This is a genomic window from Paenibacillus sp. V4I9 (assembly GCF_030817295.1).
Classification (GTDB): domain Bacteria; phylum Bacillota; class Bacilli; order Paenibacillales; family NBRC-103111; genus Paenibacillus_E.
This window is the reverse complement of sequence record NZ_JAUSZE010000001.1, coordinates 4,405,904-4,426,087: the sequence shown is the minus strand read 5'-3', so window position 1 is coordinate 4,426,087 and position 20,184 is coordinate 4,405,904. Positions and strand designations below refer to the sequence as shown.

Sequence of the window (20,184 nt, the reverse complement as noted above, 5' to 3'; positions counted from 1 at the left end):
AAACGGATAAGCGTATTAATGGAAAAAAAGTTGTGCAGGATAAGGGGAGAAATTAATTTCTATAGCTGCCAAAAAGTTGTGACAATTTCGTTAAAATTTGTCCAGTGGCTCGGATTTCAACCGCCAAAAAGGAGTTATGGATTCTTGACGACCTAGTAGACGTAGGCTATTATTAGTAATGTCCTAGTTATGTAGTGTAATGTCGAACGACACGTGATAGAGGTAACTGATGTCCGAGAGGGTTCGGACTTCGGCCAATGTAGGAGGGTAGACCTGAGAATGAGTGATCATAACAATCACAAAGAAGAACAGCATGGGAAGAAACCCGGGACCAAACGCGAAATGTCTCGTCGACAATTTCTTTCTTACACCCTTGGTGGCGCTGGTGGATTCATGGGAGCCGGTATTCTTATACCGATGATACGGTTTGCTGTTGATCCTGTCCTTCAAAAGAAGAGTGCTTCGGATTGGGTTAAAGTTGTCGAAGAAAGTAAAATTACAAATGTTCCACAAGCGTTTACGTTCCAAATCCATCAGGTTGACGGCTGGTACGAAAGCGATGCTGAACTGGTTGCATGGATTTCCAAAGACAGCGGCGGCAAGCTCTTTGCATTGAATCCAACTTGTAAGCATCTTGGATGTACAGTCAACTGGAACGATAATCCTGCTTACAAAGATCAGTATTTCTGTCCTTGTCACGGTGCTCACTATACGCAAGATGGTAAGAACCTTGCTGTAGCACCAAAGCCTTTGGATGAGTATACGACCAAAGTAGAGAATGGTTTCGTTTATGTGGGTCAACTACATGCTAACACAAGAGTATAAGGAGGCGTCAGCATCAGATGTTTAAAAACGTATACAACTGGATTGACGAACGTCTTGATATTACGCCAATGTGGAGGGATGTAGCAGACCACGAGGTTCCAGAGCACGTAAACCCTGCTCATCATTTTTCCGCTTTCGTATATTGCTTCGGCGGATTGACGTTTTTCATCACGGTTATTCAAATTTTGTCAGGGATGTTTTTAACCATGTACTACACTCCTGATATTATCAACGCGTATGCCAGCGTTGACTATTTACAACATAAAGTGGCTTTCGGTGTTATTGTCAGAGGTATGCACCACTGGGGAGCCAGCTTAGTAATCGTCATGATGTTCTTACATACCCTGCGCGTGTTCTTCACAGGCTCTTATAAAGCACCCCGTGAAATGAACTGGGTTGTAGGCATGTTGATTTTCTTCGTTATGTTAGGTCTTGGTTTTACCGGGTACCTGCTACCATGGGACAACAAAGCGTATTTCGCTACACAAGTAGGTATGAAGATCGCAGCAGCGGTACCGTTCGCGGGACCTTATATTGAAACATTGCTGCAAGGTGGAAGCATTGTTGGCGCTCAAACATTGACTCGTTTCTTTGCCATCCACGTATTCTTCCTGCCGGGCGTTCTGCTAGCTTTGCTTGCTGGACATTTCTTCATGATTCGCAAACAAGGTATTTCCGGACCGCTATAATTGAAGGAGGGGCAAATAGCGTGGCGCATGGTCATAAGTCTGACGAAAAAATCGTTTATGTGGGAGATTCCCGCGTAATAAAGAAATCACAAGAGCAACGTCTGATTCCTAAAGATTATTCTGCATATCCGGGGAAATCAGAAGCGTTCATACCAAACTTCTTGTTGAAAGAATGGATGGTTGGTGTAGTCGTATTGGTCGGTATGCTAGTACTGGTCATGTCGGATCCAGCTCCGCTAGGATATCCTGCGGATCCTAAGAACACAGCTTTCATTCCGATGCCGGATTGGTACTTCTTATTCATGTATCAATTGTTGAAATATCCATATACATCTGGTGATTATGTTGTTCTTGGAGCAGTTGTTGTACCTGGTTTACTGTTCGGTGGCTTGCTTCTTGCTCCGTTCTTGGATACAGGTAAAGAGCGTCGTTTCTACAGAAGACCAATCGCTTCAAGTTTGATGATTTTATCTCTTATTGCTTGTACGTATTTGACGTATACATCTTGGTCTCATTACCAAGTAGAATTGAAAGAGAAAAACATCGTTCCAGAGCACATTAAGCGTGAGGAAGAGATGCACGCGAACAAAGGTGCTGCTGGTGGCGGCGGTGCGAAGGAAACGAAGAAATCTGCAGCTATCGTTGCAGCGGATGATCCTGGTGCAGAGATCTACAAGAAAGCAACTTGCTTATCTTGTCACGGTGCTGGACTTAAAGGAATGCCGGCTTCTGGTGTACCTCCCTTACTTGGTGTTGGTGATAAGCATCCTCAAGAAGAGATTCTTGGCATTATCAAAAACGGTAAAGGCAATATGGGTAAACAATATCAAGCTAACATTGATAAAGGCTTAAGCGATGCTGATATTAATAAACTTGCTGAATGGTTATCCAAACAAAAAGTTCAATAAACAAGGAAACCTGATCGCGAGAGCGGTCAGGTTTTTTTAGATAAGTTCACACAAGAGGAGGAGCTTACTTGCAGCAAGGGTTGTCCGTTTCCTATTTTTGGAGCAAGGATTTTCTGCTCAGTAAAAAGATGTTGTGGGCGTTTTTCATTTCAAACCTTTTAGGAACTGTTTATGGCTATGAGTGGTACTGGGCACAAATGGTCGATACGATTGCTAATTACCCTGTTTGGTACGTATATTTTGTCCCAGACAGCCCAACAGCCAGCTTGTTTTTCACTCTATCAATCGGCTTCCTGCTTATGGACCGTTCTTTGGATCAGCAACCTAATAAGCTCTATCGTGCCATTCGCGGGTTTGTTGAAGCATTCGCATTGATTACTTCATTTAAATATGGAATCTGGGCAGTTGCCATGATTTGGACAGGTGCTTGGCAAGGAGTTCCCGTCGGCTGGGATGGTTGGATGCTGACAGGTTCCCATTTGGCTATGGCTGTGGAAGCGCTGCTATTTGTTCGATGGTATAGATACAGGCTAACGGCTATTATTATTGTCGCTATGTGGACATTTTGGAACGATTTCATGGATTATGAAAGAGGGATTTTTCCGCGATTACCTCGGGAACTTGATGACAATCTACTTGCGATTGAATGGTTCACAGTAGCCTTAAGTATATCTGGTATTTTGATAGCAGTTGTATGCCTGCTTATCCGTAAGAAAAGAAGTACATAACCGCATAGCAGCTGGTCTAAATTGGGACAAACCTCCATATGATGATGGTGAAGGAGGGGATGTCCCATGTTTAATTATTCCGGTATGAAATGGTTAACGACCACACTTCTGCTGGTAGCCGTTATAAGTATAAGCTCAGCTTGCGGAGTTAGCACGAGTACAAACGGACAAGCCGCTAAGCCAATAGATCCTGAACAAGTAGAGCGGATAGCCTTTTTGAACCAAATTGCCGATGATATGTACAAACAAACCATGGATGGTCAAGTAACAGAAGCGAGAAATAAACTGATGCAAATGTCTGATCAGATTCCTAAGATTCATTTCGAGGGGATTACATCTGTTGAGGGGTTAAATGCTTTAACGGAGACGATTACACAAGCGAAAAGAGTTTATAATGCCGCTGCCTATTCACCGGAAGAAGGGCAGGTCGCTGTCGCCAAAATTCGTCTAGCCACGGATGCGCTAACACATAAGAACCAGCCTATGTGGCTGCAATATTATAAAGTACTGCAAAATGATACAAATAACCTGAACGAGGACGTTAAAGCGAATAAACAAAAGGAGGCGTTGGCGAATTTCGGTAAGCTCTCGCAGCATATTGCCATTATTCATCCTTCCTTGCTGATTAGCCGAGATGCTGCTTCCGTCGAAAAGCTTGATTCGCTGCTCGCTTTTATCCGAACGAATTTGAATAGTCAGCCTATGTCGACTCAACAATTGGAATCAGGGCTTGACCATCTAAATCACGTTTTGGATGATTTGTTTCTGAGGAACAAGGATGCGATCGCTTTCGTGCCAATTACAGACCCTAGACAGCCAATCATCTGGTCGTTAGGCATTGGTCTCATTATTGTCAGTGTGCTATCCTTCGTGGGATGGAGAATGTACCAATCAGGACGGCATATTGTTCCGATTAAGCATACGAGAGAAAGTGAAAATAGGTGAAACATAAAAGTGGGTCGAGCAAGCTTATACAGCTGCTGGGCCCACTTTTTTTGTTACTTTTGTTTAAATCCTTCACCAATAACATCATGCACATCACCAATAATGATGAATGCGCTAGGATCCATTGAATGAATGAGTTCACGAAGCCTTCTGGTTTCGTGACGATAGACCACACAATAAACAACTTCCTTATTGTTGCCGGAGTAGGCACCTCTAGCTGGGAATAAAGTCACTCCTCTATCTAGTTCCGACGTAATGGCTTGTGCTAACTGACTTGCTTGATCGCTAATAATTGTAAATGCTTTGGCCGCGTAAGCACCTTCGGAAATATAATCAATGAGACGAGAGCTTACGAAGACGGCAACAAGTGAATATAAGACCTTCTCTTTTGGTAAATAAATTAACGAAGAGCCAATGACGATGACGTCAATAATGAGGATGACTTGGCCAACACTCCAACCTCTCTTCTTATTGCCGATATGAGCCAAGATATCAGAGCCACCTGTAGTACCTCCGAAACGGAAGACAAGTCCCAGTCCAGCCCCGAGAGTAATACCTGCATATAGAGTCGCTAGAAAGTAATCCTGAGTGGTGTGAAAAGGGATAAGCCATTCTTTTCGAATGAGCAGCTCCATGATCCATAGAAAGAAAGACAACGAGACGACGCCGAAGATGGTGTATAGCATCTGTCCTCTTCCAAAATTTTTCCATCCGATATAAAACAAAGGAATATTAATTAATAGCGTAGATAGGGAAGGCGGCACGTTTAGTACATATTTGAGCAGCAATGAAACACCTGTAACCCCGCCTTCCATTAACTCATTGGAAATAACAAAATAGTGCAAACCAAACGCATAAATAGCCGTGCCGATCATAATTGCAACAACATTCGTAAATCGATCAGCAAATCGTTCCTTAAATCTCATTCCTGTTCCTCCAAATACTTGATGATATCGCCAAAAAAATTTGTCAACTTTTCTTCTATAGTTTAACATAGTAATGATAGCTCGGTGAAGATGATGGAAAGAAGGGTGAACATGTCCGAACGTACTCTTAAAGATATACAACAAGAGGTTGACACTTATATTTCCCAGTTTAAGGAAGGATATTTCAGTCCTTTAGCTATGCTGGCCAGAATGTCAGAGGAAGTTGGTGAATTAGCCCGAGAGGTGAATCACACATACGGTGAAAAGCCCAAAAAAAGCACGGAAGCAGATAATTCGATTGAGCTCGAACTCGGTGATATTCTTTTCATAACCATCTGTTTCGCGAACTCTTTGGGCATTGATTTGACGGAAGCACACGATAAAATCATGCATAAATTCAACACGCGGGACGCGGGTCGATGGACCAAAATTAACACCGAAACTACATAAGCTTCATAAACTATACCATCCCCAATAACGGGAGACTCGATTTCGGGTGGAGGAGGATGGGCAGATGAATGGAGAAACTCAAATACAGAAAGCGTACGAATCCATACTTGGTCATGATTTTGAAAAAGCCATTGAATGGTTTGAAAAAGCGATAGCTGAAGAACCAAACAATGCTGCCTATCACTACAAGCTATCGATTACTTTCGCAAGAAGTAACAAATTGTTTAAAGCCATTGAGCATGCTTCTAGGGCACTAGAGTTGGTTAAAGATAATGAAGTTTATCGTTATCATCTGCAAGTGCTGCATGCAAGAGAATTAGTTGAAAAAGCACAAAAACAGCTAAGTGCCCAGTCTGAGCATGAGGAACGTGCGATTTTCTTACTAAAAGAAGCGATTACTCTTGATCCTCTGGCTATTGAAGCGTATCTTATTCTAGGAGAAGCTTTTGCTTTTCGAAAAGATTATGGGAGAGCCTATCAAACCGTTATGGAAGCGGTTCGTTTGGAGCCTCATCATGAAATTGCGAAACAGCATGCGGCGCTCTATCAACAAAAGATGAAATTATAGGCTTGAAACATACAAAAAGGAGATATTCTTGACATGGATCGTAAAATTCGAGTAGCCGTTATTGGTGCAAGTGGAAGAATGGGGCGAGAGGTCGTGAAGACCGTACTCACAGAGTCCGATATGGAATTGGTGGCGGGGGTTAACCGCTCCTCTGGCCCAATTGATTTGGGAAGGATGGTAGGATTTGAAGAATGTGGAGTTACAATGAGCAATGATTTGGAACAGGCTCTAACAGAATCCAGGCCAGACGTTTTAGTAGATTTTACTGGACCGCAAACAGCGGTTTCACATACAAACTTGGCTATACGCCTAGGAATTCGCCCTGTCATGGGAACAACAGGATTTACGCAGCAAGCTATTGCTGAATTGGACAAGCAGTGCCAAGAAAGCGGAATAGGCGGAATAATCGCTCCGAATTTCTCAATAGGGGCTATACTGATGATGAAATTTGCTGCTCAAGCGTCTAAATACTTCCCTAATCTAGAAATCATTGAGTACCATGGTGATCAAAAGTTGGACGCGCCTTCAGGAACCGCAGTGAAAACCGCGGAACTTATCTCCGAAGTTAGAGGAGAGCTGCGTCAAGGCAATCCGAAAGAAGAAGAAACAATTGAAGGTTCACGCGGTGGGTATTACAATGGATTTAGAATACATAGCGTTCGACTGCCTGGCGTCTTTGCTCAGCAGGAAGTTATTATGGCGGAACAAGGCCAAGCGCTCAAAATTAGACATGACTCTTATGATCGTGCAGCCTATATGCCGGGCGTTGCCATCGCTGTGCGTAAAGTGATGACATATAGCGGAATGATTTATGGATTCGAGCATTTTATAGATTAAAGAGCCCTAGGGGAGTGGAAGACAAGATGTTAAAGATAGCGTTAATTGCCCATGATCGTAAGAAAGATGAAATGGTGAACTTCGTTACAGCGTATGAACATGTATTCGAGGGTCATAAGTTATATGGAACAGGTACGACAGCACAGCGGATTATGGATGGCACGAAATTAGACGTACATCGATTTATGTCAGGTCCTCTTGGGGGAGACCAGCAAATTGGCGCATTGGTAGCAGAAAATGAGATGGATTTTATTATTTTCCTTCGAGATCCATTAATGGCTCAACCACATGAACCGGACATTATTGCTCTTCTGCGACTATGTGATGTTCAGGGGATTCCTTGCGCTACGAATGTAGCAACAGCAGAACTACTCGTCAGAGCGCTTGATCGCGGTGATTTCGGTTGGAGAGAGTTAGTACATAAATACAAGCCAGGTATTGAATAAGATGAGCGAATCTCTCGATATTCTTATATTTGGCGCACATGCAGATGATGCTGAAATTGGAATGGGGGCCACCATTGCCAAACATACCAAGTGTGGGCTTAAGGTTGGTCTTTGTGATTTGACCTATGCCGAAATGTCCTCTAATGGCACAGTAGAAACAAGGATCGAGGAGGCTGAACTGGCTGCGAGTATTCTAGGCGTGACGGTTCGTACGAATCTGGGATTACCGGATCGAGGATTATTTGTCACACAGGCAAATATTGAGCGTATTACGCAAGAAATTCGTAAATTTAAGCCGAGAATCGTCTTTGCACCCTACTGGCAGGATCGGCATCCAGACCATGTTGCCTGTTCGGGGTTGGTCCAGGAAGCTGTTTTTAACGCTAAGCTTCGCAAGTATTTGCCGGATTCTGATCCTGTGAACGTGGAACAGATGTACTTTTATTTTATAAATGACGTTTACGAAGCTGATCTTATGGTGGATGTAACCGATTGTTACGATGAAAAAATTGCAGCACTGAGCGCTTATCGCTCTCAATTTATAACGGGTCAAGGTACCGTAGCCACTCCCTTAAATCAAGGCTATATCGAACGAGTTGAAGCTCGAGATCGCGTATTAGGTCAAAAGCGCTTGTTAACTTATGCAGAAGGTTTCGTTTCTAAGCTGCCCTTGGTGGTAGATCAATTCGTTTGATCGGAAAAGAGGTGCATGATGAAAGATAAACTTAAGATTGGAATTACCTGTTATCCGACTTTAGGCGGTTCAGGTGTTGTTGCTACTGAACTTGGCAAGCTGCTTGCCGAAAAAGGACACGAGGTTCATTTTATTACACACAGTATGCCTTTTCGTTTGGGTAAATTTCATAAAAATATTTTTTATCATGAAGTGGAAGTCAGTCAATATTATGTCTTTCGGTATCCGCCTTATGACCTTTCTCTCGCCAGTAAATTAGCACAGGTCGCCAAGATGGAAGAGTTAGATTTATTACATGTTCATTATGCCATTCCTCATGCTGTATGTGCACTTCTGGCGAAACAGATGGTTGGTAGTAAGCTCAAGGTTGTTACGACACTCCATGGAACGGATATAACCGTTCTGGGACAGGATCAATCGATTTCCGACTTAATTCGCTATGCGATTAATGAAAGCGATGCGGTTACAGCGGTTTCGAAAGATTTAATTAAAGAAACAAGAGAATTATTGGACATCGACCGTGACATAGATTTGACTTATAATTTCGTCGATAAACGGGTGTATTACCCGCGTGATATTACGAAGCTTAGAGGCGAGTTTGCCCGGCCGGAAGAGAAAATTCTTATTCATATTTCTAATTTCAGACCTGTTAAACGTGTGCAGGATGTTATTGATATTTTTGCAAAAGTCAGCAAGCAGATTCCGTCGCGGCTTTTGTTCGTGGGAGAAGGTCCTGATTTATCCAAAATGATTTCTAAGGTAAAGGAACTTGGCCTTACAGATAAGGTGACGTTCTGTGGTAAACAGGATGATGTCGCACAGGTGATTTCCCTTGCCGACGTAATGCTGCTTCCTTCGGAAAAAGAAAGTTTCGGTCTAGTTGCCCTAGAAGCGATGGCATGCGGAGTGCCAACGATTGGCTCCAATGCCGGCGGGATTCCCGAACTTATTACGCACGGTGAAACCGGCTATTTAGCAGATGTTGGAGATACTGATAAAATGGCCGAATATGTCGTAAACTTGCTTAGTAATCAAGTATTGTACGAACAAGTGGCGCAGAATTGCTTGACTCGTGCTCGGCATACATTTTGTAATGATATAACTACGGTTCAATATGAGGAAATTTATTATCGCGTGCTGGGAAGAGAGCTTCCAGAATCTCATCGCATTACAGCTTCGTCCTGTCAATAAAAGGATGTTAGCAGGTTAGGAGTAACATGTCGGATGTTGTTAAAATAAAAGTGATAGATCGTGGAGCTTCCATAGTTCTCTCTAAGCTTACAGAAGCAGGATATGAGGCGTTTCTTGTAGGTGGTTGTGTTCGTGATGCTGTGCTTGGCAGACCGATCAAGGACATCGACATTGCGACGTCAGCATTGCCGGGGCAGGTGATATCCTGCTTCCCGCGGACGGCGCCGACAGGGCTGCAGCACGGCACCGTAACCGTCATCCTGTCACAAGGGACCTATGAGGTAACGACGTTCCGGAAGGAAACGGAGTATGAGGGATTCCGCCGCCCAACATCTGTCGAATACATTTCGGATTTGACGGAGGATTTGAAGCGGCGCGATTTTACGATGAACGCTATGGCTATGGACGCGGCGGGTATTGTGTTGGATCCTTTTGCCGGGCAGAAGGATCTTGCAGATGGGGTGCTCCGCTGCGTAGGGGCTGCGGAGGAGCGTTTCGGCGAAGATGCGCTGCGCATGCTTCGCTGTGTCCGTTTTGCCTCGACCTATGGACTGGAGGTCGAATCGAGTACGTGGCAAGCGCTGCTTGCGCAAGCTCCGCTGCTGCGCCACATCGCTATGGAGCGCGTGCGCAGCGAGCTGCAGCGCATGGTCGAAGGGCCAGCCCCCGCACGGGCTGTGCGGTTACTGCTGGCGAGCCGCCTCACGGCGCACCTCAAAAAGCAGCTGCCGCTGCCTTTTGAGCGCTGGCTCGCGTGGGATGATGCGCTGGATGCTATCAGCGCGCTGGAAGGGCAGCATGACCGCTGGGCTATGCTGCTGATGCTTCTGGAGATGCCGGCGGACACGGTCCGCACGGCGCTCCAGGAGCTGACCTTCTCCCGCGCTGATTGCGAAGCGGTCGTGGCGGTGCTGGCCCTGCGCGAGGCTGTGGCCGCGCAGCTTACGAGCGGCGCTTCGCAGAACGCCGCGTTAGTGCAGGACCCGGCTCCGCTGGAGCGGGTCTGGAAGCTTGGCGCGGTGCGCCGCGGCGAAGCCGCAGCCCGCGCTCTGCTGCGGCTGCTGCAGGTGCTGCCGCAATGCCCTGAGCAGCGCGGCGAGCTCGCGCGCTTCTTGCAAACCGCCGCGCCGGAGCTGCTGCGCCGCGGGGACGCTTGGCTGAAGGAGGTTCCCTGCTTCAGCCTGAAGGAACTCGCCATATCCGGCACGGATTTGGCGGAGGAACTTGGACGGCAGCCGGGCCCATGGATGGGCATACTGCTGCAGCAGCTGCTTGAACGAACCGCGCTCGGTGAAATTCGGAACGAGCGAGAATCACTTTTACAAGCCGCGCGTGCTGCGAAGTAGCAGCGCAGCGCGGTTTTTTTTATAATGAATCCATATTCACGGTTGAATGATGTTGTAGAAACTACAACATTCCTGAAACACTATAGCCCATCTACCTTCACGAGCTGCTGAACGACTCTAAAATTGCTTTTTGGAGTTAGCACGAACTAATACAACTACAACAATTGCAGCAAAACAATATGAATCGGTCTCAAAATAAATTCCCGATAGATCGTGAGTGAAATCGTATGAACAAACGAATATTAGAGCTGTTCCAAGAGTCCCCGGAAGCATACGTTTCCGGGGAGGAAATCAGCCGAAGACTTAACGTTAGCCGCACCGCGATCTGGAAGCATATCGAAGAGCTTCGAGCGGCAGGCTATGAATTTGAAGCAGCGCCTCGCAAAGGGTATCGATTGCTGAGCAAACCTAATTCATGGCAAGTGAACGAACTATTGAGCGGATTGAAAACCAAAGTGCTTGGTCAAAAGATTCATGTTTACGGGGAAGTTGAATCAACGCAGACAATTGCACACGCTCTCGTTGCCTCGGGAGCTCCTGAGGGCACGATTGTGCTGGCAGAGGCACAGACAGCAGGGAGAGGCAGAATGGGGCGTACGTGGCATTCTCCGGCTGGTAAAGGGATCTGGATGAGTCTCGTGTTAACGCCGCGTATTCCTGTTTTTTTCATGCCCCAATTAACGCTACTTAGTGCGGTAGCGCTATGTCGCTCTATCCAGAAAGTTTGCCAGGTAGACATCGGCATCAAGTGGCCTAATGATCTTCTAATTAAAGGCAAGAAGGTAAGCGGCATTTTGTTAGAAAGCAGTGGCGAAGATGAACGGCTCAAGTATGTGATTGCAGGGATTGGTATCAGTGTGAATTTGAAGACGGAGGATTACCCCGAGGAACTGCGGAATATTGCGACTTCACTAGCGATTGAATCGGGCGCTGACATCCCAAGAGAAAGTTTGGTACAAGCTTTTCTTTTAGAATTTGAAGATCTCTATGCACTTTATATGGAGAAAGGCTTCGCCCCAATCCGTTTGCTATGGGAAGCTCTCAGTGTAACTTTGAAGCGTCCAATCCGCACGCATACACCTGCAGGAGTCATTGAAGGAGTCGCTGACTCGTTGGATGATTCAGGTGCATTAACAGTAATAACGCAAGCCGGAGAGAAAATAAAGATCTATTCCGGAGATATTGAACTGAAGTAAAGGTATCAAATGGAAGCAACATTTGGTATAATAGCAAGACAAGGCGGTATCCTTAAAGGAACTGCACTTGCAGATTGACGATGGTAGTTTGTTACAATGGAATAGGACTTGAAACAAGATGTTGGATTCTGCTCTGAGCCTTATGGGACCGAGACAGAGGGATCATTGGATTCTTTCTGCATGCGATCCTTTTAGCTCTTAGCTAAAAGGTTTTTTATTTTATATGAGGAAGCTGGGATATCAATGGAACAACGTAAGCCGCTTACGACAGCTAAGATGAGAAAAATGAAGCAAGATGGAGTTCCCATTACCATGGTAACTGCTTATGATTATCCCTCAGCCCGCTTGGCGGAAGAGGCTGGCATTGATGTCATCCTTGTAGGTGATTCTCTGGGGAATGTAGTACTGGGCTACGATTCAACCCTGCCTGTCACACTGGATGATATGGTTTACCAGACGCGAGCGGCGGTGCGTGGAGCATCAAATACGTTTATTGTAGCGGATATGCCTTTCTTGACTTACCATGGAAGCTTGGACACGACATTTCGAGGTGTTGCTCGATTAATGCAAGAGGGTGGAGCAAAAGCGGTTAAGCTGGAAGGCGGAGCTGAGATTGCGGCAACCGTCAAAGCGATCACGGAGGCTGGTGTGCCGGTCGTCGGACATCTGGGTTTAACTCCGCAATCTGTTCATCAACTTGGTGGATTCCGCGTACAAGGACGAAGTTCCGAACAAGCAGAGAAATTGCTCAGTGATGCTAAAGCACTTGAGGAAGCGGGAGCTTTCGCGGTGGTCTTAGAACTGGTAACTGATGAGCTGGCCGAATGGATAACGAAGCAGCTATCGATTCCTACGATTGGAATTGGTTCTGGGGTTCATTGCGATGGCCAGGTGCTTGTTTATCACGATCTTCTCCAGTATGGTTCTGACAGTGCTGCCAGAAAGTTCGTAAAAGCGTACGCGAATATAGGGGAAACTATTCGTGCAGGTATTGGGGAGTATGTGAAAGAAGTGAAAGCAAGGGCATTCCCTGCGCCAGAGCATACGTTTCATATGGACAACGATGTTGTTGAATACTTATATGGCGTTAAGGAGAAGTGAGAGGCATGGAAGCGATCCAGACAATGGAAGTGATTCATTCAATTGCTGATTTGCGTTCTCGCATAAGAGACTATCGACGCAAGAACGACCAATCTGTTGGGTTTGTACCCACAATGGGCTATTTACACGAAGGTCATGCTAGTTTGCTACGCAAAGCACGTGCTCAAAGTGGACTTGTCGTGCTAAGTATATTTGTTAATCCGCTCCAGTTCGGTCCAGGTGAGGATTTCGAGCGATACCCGCGCAATACGGAGCGGGACTTGCAATTAGCCGAAACCGCGGGCGTTGATCTGGTGTTCATGCCATCTGTAAGCGAAATGTATCCGTCACCGACGCGCACTACGGTCAGTGTGACAGGTCTTACCTCCCGACTTTGCGGAGCGTCGCGCCCTGGACACTTTGATGGGGTCGCAACTGTTGTTAGCAAGTTGTTTCATATTGTGCAGCCCGATCAAGCCTTTTTTGGTTTAAAGGATGCCCAGCAGGTTGCTGTCATTGAGCAAATGGTGCAAGATCTCAATCTCGGCATCGAGATTGTTCCTTGTCCTATATTGCGTGAAGCAGACGGGCTGGCAATGAGCTCGCGTAACGTATATCTTTCTGAGGAAGAGCGTAAGAAAGCTTTAGTTTTGTCACAATCCTTAAAGAAAGCTAAGGCATTTGTGGAATCACATGCAACTTTCACCCCGCAGGAGCTTGAAAGCTTGGTCAGCCAACATATTGCGAATACACCTTTAGCCATCATTGACTATGTAGAGGTACTAGCTTATCCGACATTAGAACCTTTTGAAAATAGCCATTTTACCCCTTCTATTATCATTGCTTTAGCCGTGAAATTCGGCAAAACGCGTTTGATCGATAATTTAATTTTACAAGTAAGGAAGTGACCTTCATGTTTCGAACGATGATGAAAGCTAAAATCCACCGGGCAACCGTAACAGAAGCGAATTTGAATTATATCGGAAGTATTACGATTGATGAAGATTTGATCGATTTAGTTGGTATGCTGCCGAATGAGAAAGTGCAAATTGTGAACAACAACAATGGTGCACGTCTCGAAACTTATATTATTCCGGGGCCGCGCGGCACAGGTGTGATTTGTTTAAATGGGGCTGCAGCTAGGCTAGTTCAGACGGGTGATACGGTTATTATTATTTCTTATGCGATGATGACCGATGAAGAAGCGAAGAAGCATCAACCAACGATTGCCATTATGGGTGAAAATAATAAAGTTGCGCAGCTTCTCAAAGAAGAAGAGCATTCCACCATCCTTTAAGAGGGATCACTTCCATGCATGAAATCGGCTCTGTTTACAAAGAATGAGGATAAGCTTTCGAAGCAAAGGTGGGATGCCAAATGTTTAAGCATTTATTTTCCACAATGAACGAGGTTTTGGAAGAAATCCAAAAAGAATATCCGAATAGTGACGTGGAAAAAAAAGCTGAGCTCGACGAACAATTGCAGGTGTTGAAGACGATGAGCGATGAGTTCATCGAGGCGTGGCTGCTTTTTGAGGAGAAGTTGGGAAAGTTTTATGGGGCCGTACCAATGAGCACCCAAACCCTACATGATGAGCTGATGGAACTAGATGTGTCCGGGAAGCAGACGGATGAATTCATGCGGGGCCAGGGATTTTACAAACTTTATATGTACGATCAAGCGATCAAAGAATTCGAAATGCTGATTCAAAGGCAGCCGGATTTCTTGCTAGCTCGAGTGTATTTAGCGATGGGTCATTTGCGCAAAGGGGAGTTTGGAGAAGCGTATCAACACTTCAAGTTCCTTCTGCCCTTGACCGACAATACCAAGATGAAGGCCATTTCCTACAACGCAATGGGCTGCATACAAGTGCAAAATCAGAATATGGAAAAAGCCTTTGAATATTTTCAAAAAGCGTATCACACTGATCCTTCTTGCATGGAGCCGCTGATCAATTTGGACGAATCCTAAAACGGAAGCGGCTAACTGGGTATTCCCTTTTCCTAATAAGATTTGGTATGCTAGGAGAAGTGCAGGACGAAAGGATTGAAGATACACGTCATGAAATTTGCAGTTTTGGATTTTGAAACGACAGGAAGTCAGCCTGCGGATGAAATTATTCAGGTTGGACTCGTCATTATAGATCAATTTCAAATTACTCACAGGTATACTTCTCTGGTCAAACCAGGGATAAGTATACCTTCTTCGATTACAACACTTACAGGGATTACGGAAGATATGGTTGCGGATGCTCCCCCGCTTGACCAAGTCATGGCGGATATGTTTCCGCTCTTGTTTGATTGTGTTCTTGTGGCGCACCATGCGGCTTTTGATTTATCCTTTCTACAAAAAGGACTAACGAATACAGGATACCCGCCTTTCACAGGACGTGTGCTGGATACGATGGATTTGCTGCGCATCCTATTTCCATCTATTTCGAGTCTTCAGCTCAGCATGGTGGCCGGATTGTTCGGTATCGATCATGAAAGGCCACACCAAGCGGATAGTGATGCGGAAGTAACGGCAGCCATATGGATTATTTGTATGGAACGATTGCTGGGTCTGCCGCTTCTTACGATTCAACGCTTGCAGCATATTTTCGAAAACGGCAACAGTGATTTAGGTTGGTTCCTCGATGAAATATGCATCTACAAAGAGTCTATCACCAGTGTGGATATGGATACGAATCGATATTTCCGTCAATTTACGATCAATGTCACCGATTGGGGCGATGAGGATGATACGCGCAAAGACTCCGATGCGGATGGTTTAGGTTCTTCTTTTACAGAGTTCCATCAAGGTTTAAAAACAGCCTTACGGGATAAATTCGAGATCTTTGAAGACCGTGAATCCCAAGAGCAGATGATTCGTGAAGTTGAAAAGTCACTCGAGCATGATCAGCATCTGATGATTGAAGCAGGGACAGGAACAGGGAAGTCGCTAGGGTATTTGATACCATCCATTTATTATGGCATCAAGTATGAGAAGAAAGTGATCGTCTCTACGCACACGATTAATCTACAAGAACAGCTCCGTGAGCGGGACATTCCACTCTTAAAGGAGATTTTCCCTATCCCTTTCAAAGCTGCTGTGCTCAAAGGCAGAAGTCATTACTTATGCTTGCGTAAATTCGAGACAAAGCTAACATCACGTGATTACGAGAATGGCAAGGAAGATCCGATAACGGCAGCGCAGATGGTTGTATGGCTTAGTGAAACGGAGCATGGTGATGAAGAGGAGCTGCATTTTGGAAATAAGGGTGCGCAGTTCTGGTATTCAGTTGCAAGCGACACAGATTCTTGTTTGAATCGCATGTGCCCTTGGTATAAGAAATGCTTCTATCACCGCGCTCGGAATGATGCCAATACGGCCGATGTGATCATCACGAACCATTCCCTCCTCTTCACGGATATGAAGGCTGAAAACCGCCTTCTACCGTCTTACAAGCACCTTGTCATTGATGAGGCTCATCACTTCGAAGAAGTGGCAAGTAAGCATCTTGGTATTGAGCTGCATTCTTCAGCATTTTATCATTCGTTGATTTGGCTATATAAAGATAATCGCAGTGGCCAATTACCAATGCTGCGGTTTCGATTGCAGAAATCGGATGAGCAGCAGGAACGCACGGCCTCTTGGAGTCAAACCATTGACGGGCTCTATCCCAAAATCGTGCAAATCAAAGAGGATTGGGATCGGCTCAGCGAAGCGCTCTATGAACTGTTATCCTCAAGGAGCGATCCTTCGCAATCGGAAAACTCACAGTTCGTGCTGCGGATGAAGCCCGAAACACTTCCGCCCGAATGGCGAGAGCTTCTGATTATGGAAGACAATATTTATTTGAATGCGAATGATTTACTCCGCACACTTGATAAATTGTTAAATGAAGTGAAGGATATGCAGGAAGTTTTCGGGGTCCAAGGATTAGTCACCGATTTGAATGGCACGGTAAAGGAACTGTACAATCATCGGGATGCCCTGCACTTTTTTATGAAAATGGCCGATGAGGGTTATGTATATTGGATGGAAGCGGGCACCTATGCCAAATCGAAATCGCTGCAGCTTGTATCAGTACCTACCGATGTAAGTGGGCTGTTGCAGCAGCATTTCTTTGAGACCAAAGACAGTATTATCCTGACCTCCGCGACTTTATCTGTTAATAAATCTTTTCAATATTCAGCGGATCAATTAGGGTTAGTTATCCCTGAGGACGAAGAATCGGGCAAGCTGAAAACCGTTCAATTGCCATCTCCATTTAATTACAGAGAGCAAGCTCTCGTCGTAATTCCTCGGGACTTCCCGACGATCAAAGGTGCCGGTGATCCTGTTTTTATCAACGCACTTATTGGGTCACTTAGTGATGTTGCGAGAATTACCAAAGGACGTATGTTGATTTTGTGTACTTCGAATCGCATGCTTAAGCAAATTTATGCCGGCATGAAGGATCTCTTGAAGCCACATGGGATTACCGTGCTCGGGCAGGGGGTTGACAGCGGTAATCGGAGTAAACTGACCCGGATGTTCCAAGATAACAAAATGTGCGTCCTACTGGGCACCAGCTCGTTCTGGGAGGGTGTCGATATTCCAGGAGATGCCCTTAGCTGTCTAGCTATTATCAGATTGCCGTTTCAACCGCCCAATCATCCACTTGTTGAAGCTAAGTGTGAAAATATTAAGAAACGCAACGAGAATCCATTTATGAAATTTTCTGTGCCGCAGGCTGTCATTCGATTTAAGCAGGGCTTTGGCCGACTTGTCAGACGTGCATCCGATAAAGGCATCGTAATCATCTATGATACTCGTGTCATTGATACGTATTATGGCAAGCACTTCCTTTATTCATTGCCTGGTCCGAAGATTGAGCATATGACGACCGAGCAAATGTTACCTAGGATTGAAGAGTGGATGGGGGAGGCGTAGAGTTGAAAACACAAAAAATATCGGAAGCTGTCGTCCGGAGGCTGCCCATTTATTTACGCTTTCTGAATGAACTTGCAATGAAAAATGTTTCGACGGTATCTTCGCAGGATTTGGGTCAAAAGCTCGATCTGAATCCGGCACAGATTCGCAAGGATTTGGCTTATTTCGGGGAATTCGGTAAAAAGGGAATCGGCTACGACATTGCTTACTTAATTGAGAAGATCAGACAGATCCTGAAGTTGGATCGCCATATTCAAGTTGCTCTTGTTGGAGCAGGTAACTTAGGTCGCGCTTTATGCAATTATAATACTTATTTACGGAATGATATGAAAATTGTCGCAGTATTTGATGCATTGCCAAGTAAGGCAGGGGAATCGATCAACAATCTAATCGTTCAACCGATGCATGAGATGAAGAATGTTTTATCTGAATTAGGCGTTCGCATCGGCATCATTACGGTTCCTGCGAACGAAGCTCAAAATGTAGCCAATCAATTCATTGAATGCGGAATCGAAGCGATATTGAATTTTGCTCCAGTCATTATTAGGGTTCCTCCCGAAGTGCGCGTGCATCATGCAGATTTTACAACAGAATTGCAAAGTTTAGCTTATTATTTGGATTAGAAAAAGGCACGACCCAAAGCTTGGGTCGTGCCTTTTTATTTTTAGAAAATGAATCTGAATAGAACAAAATAGATCGAGAATGCAAGCACGATGCTGATTGGGATTGTAATAATCCAAGTGATCAACATGCGGCCAACCGTGCCCCATTGAACCTCATGGAAGCGCATGACACTGCCTGTTCCGATAATCGCGGAGGAAATAACATGGGTCGTTGACAATGGTTTACCCAAATGAGTAGAGAATTGAATAACGAGTGATGACGTTAAGTCCGAGGCAAAGCCATTGATCGGCTCGATTTTAACAATCTTACCGGAAACGGTTTTAATAATTCGCCATCCACCGATGGATGTTCCAAGTCCCATGGCCAGAGCGGCAGCAATTTTCACCCATACGGGTACTTCCAGGTCTGTTTGAACACCGGCTGCGACTAAACCAAATACGATAATTCCCATTGCTTTTTGTGCATCGTTTCCACCATGGGAGTATGAAAGTAATCCCGCGGATAAAATTTGCAAGGTACGGAATATGCGATTTAGTTTCGATCTTGAAGTGTTCCCAGACCATATAACGATGTACTTGATCAAGATCATAATTAGGTAACCTAGGGCGAAAGCAATAATGGGCGATAAAACCAAAATGATAATAATTTGAGTAAAACCATTCCAATTCACCGCAGAGACCCCAGCTCCAGCAATAACAGCTCCAGCAAGAGAACCAAGGAGTGTATGCGAAGAAGATGAAGGAATCGCCAGATACCAGGTCAACAAGTTCCAAATGATGGCCGCAAGTAAGGCAGCGATGACGATTTCAACGCCGTTTTCAATTTTGGCTGGGTTAGCAATGCTGCCTCCAACGGTTTTGGCAACCTTAGAGGAAACCATGGCTCCGACAAAGTTGAGAGTGGCGGCCATGGCGATGGCTACACGTGGACTTAATGCACGTGTGGAAATGGAAGTTGCAATCGCATTAGCCGTGTCGTGAAATCCATTAATGAAATCAAAAAGTAAAGCAAGCACAACGATAACGATTAAATAAGTTAACATGATTTCCTCCTAAGAGTTTTCCATTTGGAAAACTTTCTTCGTAGACATAGGACACGAATGTGCCTTATGAATAGCGAAGTACAACGCTATCAAGGATATTGGCTACATCTTCACAAGCATCCGTTGTTTCTTCCAAACGCTCATAAATTTCTTTTAGTTTAAAATCTTCGTACACATCTTTACGTGTGATGAAAATTTGGCGAATCCCTTCGCGCATCAAACGGTCTCCGTCATTCTCAAGGGAATTAATAGCAACCGTATGCTCGGGGATTTGCATGTATTTTTTCTTCGCCAGAAGCTTGAATGCATCCAGCATATGTTGGCAAGAGTCTACAATGACAGCCGAAAACTCTTTCATATAAGAATCTGTATGGGATACAGCAAGATAGTCGAAACGAGCAATTGTAGCTTCAATACCGTCTGTTACATCATCCACTTTGGAGGCTAGAACCATAATGTCTTCACGATCAATCGGTGTAATAAATACTTTGTTTAAACCTTTAAAAATTTCGTGAGTAATGGAATCGCCTGCATGCTCTAAATCGTTAATCGCTTTTACATACTCAATAGGCGGTTTATCACCCATCATGGCTGTGCGAAATAGTTGAGCAGTTTGCAATGCGTTTTCTGCAGCACGGATGAGAAGTTGCAAGAAATCGACTTCGTTCTTTTTCGTGAATAACGTTGTCATATAATCCTCCTATATTTTACTATATGTACTAGTTTTTGATCGAATATATAAGATAAACAGACCAAATGGTAGAAAAAACTC

General features: G+C 44.9%; 22 protein-coding genes. 19 read left to right on the top strand and 3 right to left on the bottom strand.

Annotated elements, in window-relative coordinates:
* Window positions 1-279 precede the first annotated feature (279 nt).
* The 5 genes from QFZ81_RS20765 (at window position 280) to QFZ81_RS20745 (ending at window position 4,095) form a co-directional block, all read left to right on the top strand.
* A complete protein-coding gene (locus QFZ81_RS20765) occupies window positions 280-825 on the top strand; it encodes a QcrA and Rieske domain-containing protein (protein ID WP_307441805.1) in 546 nt (181 codons plus the stop codon).
* A gap of 17 nt (window positions 826-842) precedes the next feature.
* Entirely contained in the window at window positions 843-1,514 is a 672-nt protein-coding gene (gene qcrB, locus QFZ81_RS20760) for a menaquinol-cytochrome c reductase cytochrome b subunit (protein WP_029193037.1), read from the top strand.
* A 20-nt stretch (window positions 1,515-1,534) separates the two neighbouring features.
* Window positions 1,535-2,422 carry a menaquinol-cytochrome c reductase cytochrome b/c subunit gene (locus tag QFZ81_RS20755; RefSeq protein ID WP_307441807.1) on the top strand — a complete coding sequence of 296 codons (888 nt, stop codon included), beginning with the start codon at window positions 1,535-1,537 and terminating at the stop codon, window positions 2,420-2,422.
* 68 nt (window positions 2,423-2,490) lie between these two features.
* Entirely contained in the window at window positions 2,491-3,150 is a 660-nt protein-coding gene (locus QFZ81_RS20750) for a DUF1405 domain-containing protein (RefSeq protein ID WP_307441809.1), read from the top strand.
* Between the two features lie 66 nt (window positions 3,151-3,216).
* Complete coding sequence (locus QFZ81_RS20745) at window positions 3,217-4,095, top strand: sporulation protein YpjB (protein ID WP_307604551.1); 879 nt, start codon at window positions 3,217-3,219, stop codon at window positions 4,093-4,095.
* 53 nt (window positions 4,096-4,148) lie between these two features.
* Here QFZ81_RS20745 and QFZ81_RS20740 read toward each other — a convergent pair whose 3' ends face one another.
* Entirely contained in the window at window positions 4,149-5,021 is an 873-nt protein-coding gene (locus QFZ81_RS20740) for a YitT family protein (protein ID WP_307441812.1), read from the bottom strand.
* Window positions 5,022-5,132: 111 nt separating this feature from the next.
* On the opposite strand from QFZ81_RS20740, the gene QFZ81_RS20735 reads away from it, so the two are divergent.
* From QFZ81_RS20735 to QFZ81_RS20670, 14 genes are all read left to right on the top strand, one after another.
* Complete coding sequence (locus tag QFZ81_RS20735) at window positions 5,133-5,471, top strand: nucleotide pyrophosphohydrolase (RefSeq protein ID WP_079420731.1); 339 nt, start codon at window positions 5,133-5,135, stop codon at window positions 5,469-5,471.
* A 64-nt stretch (window positions 5,472-5,535) separates the two neighbouring features.
* The gene (locus QFZ81_RS20730) at window positions 5,536-6,039 is read left to right on the top strand and encodes a tetratricopeptide repeat protein (RefSeq protein WP_307441815.1); all 504 of its coding nucleotides are present in this window, start codon (window positions 5,536-5,538) and stop codon (window positions 6,037-6,039) included.
* A 33-nt stretch (window positions 6,040-6,072) separates the two neighbouring features.
* Window positions 6,073-6,876, top strand: a complete 804-nt coding sequence (gene dapB, locus QFZ81_RS20725; protein ID WP_307604549.1) for a 4-hydroxy-tetrahydrodipicolinate reductase — start codon at window positions 6,073-6,075, stop codon at window positions 6,874-6,876.
* Window positions 6,877-6,902: 26 nt separating this feature from the next.
* Entirely contained in the window at window positions 6,903-7,322 is a 420-nt protein-coding gene (locus QFZ81_RS20720) for a methylglyoxal synthase (protein ID WP_057301781.1), read from the top strand.
* A gap of 1 nt (window position 7,323) precedes the next feature.
* A complete protein-coding gene (gene bshB1 / locus QFZ81_RS20715; protein WP_307604547.1) occupies window positions 7,324-8,016 on the top strand; it encodes a bacillithiol biosynthesis deacetylase BshB1 in 693 nt (230 codons plus the stop codon).
* Window positions 8,017-8,034: 18 nt separating this feature from the next.
* Window positions 8,035-9,207 carry an N-acetyl-alpha-D-glucosaminyl L-malate synthase BshA gene (gene bshA / locus QFZ81_RS20710; RefSeq protein ID WP_307449643.1) on the top strand — a complete coding sequence of 391 codons (1,173 nt, stop codon included), beginning with the start codon at window positions 8,035-8,037 and terminating at the stop codon, window positions 9,205-9,207.
* 26 nt (window positions 9,208-9,233) lie between these two features.
* The gene (locus tag QFZ81_RS20705; RefSeq protein WP_307604545.1) at window positions 9,234-10,553 is read left to right on the top strand and encodes a CCA tRNA nucleotidyltransferase; all 1,320 of its coding nucleotides are present in this window, start codon (window positions 9,234-9,236) and stop codon (window positions 10,551-10,553) included.
* A 227-nt stretch (window positions 10,554-10,780) separates the two neighbouring features.
* Window positions 10,781-11,749 (top strand): biotin--[acetyl-CoA-carboxylase] ligase, encoded by a 969-nt coding sequence (locus QFZ81_RS20700; RefSeq protein WP_307441822.1) that lies wholly within the window; start codon window positions 10,781-10,783, stop codon window positions 11,747-11,749.
* A gap of 243 nt (window positions 11,750-11,992) precedes the next feature.
* Window positions 11,993-12,850 carry a 3-methyl-2-oxobutanoate hydroxymethyltransferase gene (panB, locus tag QFZ81_RS20695; protein ID WP_307604543.1) on the top strand — a complete coding sequence of 286 codons (858 nt, stop codon included), beginning with the start codon at window positions 11,993-11,995 and terminating at the stop codon, window positions 12,848-12,850.
* Window positions 12,851-12,873: 23 nt separating this feature from the next.
* Window positions 12,874-13,737 (top strand): pantoate--beta-alanine ligase, encoded by an 864-nt coding sequence (gene panC, locus QFZ81_RS20690; RefSeq protein ID WP_307606975.1) that lies wholly within the window; start codon window positions 12,874-12,876, stop codon window positions 13,735-13,737.
* A 5-nt stretch (window positions 13,738-13,742) separates the two neighbouring features.
* Complete coding sequence (gene panD, locus QFZ81_RS20685; RefSeq protein ID WP_307604541.1) at window positions 13,743-14,126, top strand: aspartate 1-decarboxylase; 384 nt, start codon at window positions 13,743-13,745, stop codon at window positions 14,124-14,126.
* An 80-nt stretch (window positions 14,127-14,206) separates the two neighbouring features.
* Entirely contained in the window at window positions 14,207-14,800 is a 594-nt protein-coding gene (locus tag QFZ81_RS20680; protein ID WP_307441827.1) for a tetratricopeptide repeat protein, read from the top strand.
* Between the two features lie 90 nt (window positions 14,801-14,890).
* A complete protein-coding gene (dinG, locus tag QFZ81_RS20675; RefSeq protein WP_307604539.1) occupies window positions 14,891-17,746 on the top strand; it encodes an ATP-dependent DNA helicase DinG in 2,856 nt (951 codons plus the stop codon).
* Window positions 17,747-17,748: 2 nt separating this feature from the next.
* Complete coding sequence (locus QFZ81_RS20670; RefSeq protein WP_307604537.1) at window positions 17,749-18,369, top strand: redox-sensing transcriptional repressor Rex; 621 nt, start codon at window positions 17,749-17,751, stop codon at window positions 18,367-18,369.
* 41 nt (window positions 18,370-18,410) lie between these two features.
* Here QFZ81_RS20670 and QFZ81_RS20665 read toward each other — a convergent pair whose 3' ends face one another.
* Both QFZ81_RS20665 and QFZ81_RS20660 read right to left on the bottom strand, forming a co-directional pair.
* Window positions 18,411-19,412 carry an inorganic phosphate transporter gene (locus QFZ81_RS20665; protein ID WP_307441831.1) on the bottom strand — a complete coding sequence of 334 codons (1,002 nt, stop codon included), beginning with the start codon at window positions 19,410-19,412 and terminating at the stop codon, window positions 18,411-18,413.
* Window positions 19,413-19,476: 64 nt separating this feature from the next.
* Window positions 19,477-20,103 carry a DUF47 domain-containing protein gene (locus QFZ81_RS20660; protein WP_307441834.1) on the bottom strand — a complete coding sequence of 209 codons (627 nt, stop codon included), beginning with the start codon at window positions 20,101-20,103 and terminating at the stop codon, window positions 19,477-19,479.
* Window positions 20,104-20,184: the final 81 nt, after the last annotated feature.

Bases quoted from the DNA above. Each gene is read 5' to 3' on its own strand.
- panB (WP_307604543.1), top strand. From the start codon at position 11,993: ATGGAACAACGTAAGCCGCTTACGACAGCTAAGATGAGAAAAATGAAG.
- QFZ81_RS20700 (WP_307441822.1), top strand. From the start codon at position 10,781: ATGAACAAACGAATATTAGAGCTGTTCCAAGAGTCCCCGGAAGCATAC.
- bshB1 (WP_307604547.1), top strand. From the start codon at position 7,324: ATGAGCGAATCTCTCGATATTCTTATATTTGGCGCACATGCAGATGAT.
- panC (WP_307606975.1), top strand. From the start codon at position 12,874: ATGGAAGTGATTCATTCAATTGCTGATTTGCGTTCTCGCATAAGAGAC.
- QFZ81_RS20660 (WP_307441834.1), bottom strand. From the start codon at position 20,103: ATGACAACGTTATTCACGAAAAAGAACGAAGTCGATTTCTTGCAACTT.
- qcrB (WP_029193037.1), top strand. From the start codon at position 843: ATGTTTAAAAACGTATACAACTGGATTGACGAACGTCTTGATATTACG.
- QFZ81_RS20740 (WP_307441812.1), bottom strand. From the start codon at position 5,021: ATGAGATTTAAGGAACGATTTGCTGATCGATTTACGAATGTTGTTGCA.
- QFZ81_RS20735 (WP_079420731.1), top strand. From the start codon at position 5,133: ATGTCCGAACGTACTCTTAAAGATATACAACAAGAGGTTGACACTTAT.
- QFZ81_RS20705 (WP_307604545.1), top strand. From the start codon at position 9,234: ATGTCGGATGTTGTTAAAATAAAAGTGATAGATCGTGGAGCTTCCATA.
- QFZ81_RS20665 (WP_307441831.1), bottom strand. From the start codon at position 19,412: ATGTTAACTTATTTAATCGTTATCGTTGTGCTTGCTTTACTTTTTGAT.
- panD (WP_307604541.1), top strand. From the start codon at position 13,743: ATGTTTCGAACGATGATGAAAGCTAAAATCCACCGGGCAACCGTAACA.
- bshA (WP_307449643.1), top strand. From the start codon at position 8,035: ATGAAAGATAAACTTAAGATTGGAATTACCTGTTATCCGACTTTAGGC.
- QFZ81_RS20680 (WP_307441827.1), top strand. From the start codon at position 14,207: ATGTTTAAGCATTTATTTTCCACAATGAACGAGGTTTTGGAAGAAATC.
- dinG (WP_307604539.1), top strand. From the start codon at position 14,891: ATGAAATTTGCAGTTTTGGATTTTGAAACGACAGGAAGTCAGCCTGCG.
- QFZ81_RS20730 (WP_307441815.1), top strand. From the start codon at position 5,536: ATGAATGGAGAAACTCAAATACAGAAAGCGTACGAATCCATACTTGGT.
- QFZ81_RS20720 (WP_057301781.1), top strand. From the start codon at position 6,903: ATGTTAAAGATAGCGTTAATTGCCCATGATCGTAAGAAAGATGAAATG.
- dapB (WP_307604549.1), top strand. From the start codon at position 6,073: ATGGATCGTAAAATTCGAGTAGCCGTTATTGGTGCAAGTGGAAGAATG.
- QFZ81_RS20745 (WP_307604551.1), top strand. From the start codon at position 3,217: ATGTTTAATTATTCCGGTATGAAATGGTTAACGACCACACTTCTGCTG.
- QFZ81_RS20765 (WP_307441805.1), top strand. From the start codon at position 280: ATGAGTGATCATAACAATCACAAAGAAGAACAGCATGGGAAGAAACCC.